General features: G+C 43.6%; 1 protein-coding gene. It reads left to right on the forward strand.

Going from position 1 to position 585, the window contains the following annotated elements:
• Nucleotides 1-585: hypothetical protein (locus R7F64_RS24125; protein ID WP_318072182.1), on the forward strand; the 585-nt coding region annotated here is incomplete at both ends.

The following is a 585-nucleotide window of genomic DNA, read 5'->3' on the forward strand; positions in this document are numbered from 1 at the left end:
AAGCTGACAGGCATTCCGAATGACTTTGTTGTTGAGTCTAATTCATCCGATTACATTGTGAAAAACGCAGGCAATGGCGAGTGGAGCATTCAAGTTAAAGACTTGACGCAAACTTCCATCGACTTGAGCGATATTCAAATTAAGCCGCCAAAACACTTTAGTGGTGAAGTTGAAATCGGTATCTCTGTCTTCATTCAAGAAGAGTTGTTGAAAGTGCCTACCGAGCGAAACAGCAACTTTACGTTAGTCGTTAACCCGATTGGCGACGACGTGGATGTTAACCCTGATACCCAAGTCTCAGGCAACGAAGGCGAAGACATTACCATCAACGTGAATGCGCTGGTGGTGGATAACAAAGAGTCGATTGGCGACGGTGCAAATTATCAAGAGAATGATCCAGAAACATTGAGGGTTGAGATTTCAAACGTACCAGATGGTGCGAGCTTGTCACTTCCAGATGGAACGACATTTGTTGATCAAGGTAGTGGTGTTTTTGTCCTTGAAATCAATGCACAAGACCTAGATCAAATCGTCTTTAACTCTGGTGATAGAAACGACAATTCTTGGGCTGGCTCGCTTCATTTT

The sequence above is a fragment of the Vibrio sp. Vb1980 genome (genome assembly GCF_033338615.1).
GTDB classification, from domain to species: domain Bacteria; phylum Pseudomonadota; class Gammaproteobacteria; order Enterobacterales; family Vibrionaceae; genus Vibrio; species Vibrio alginolyticus.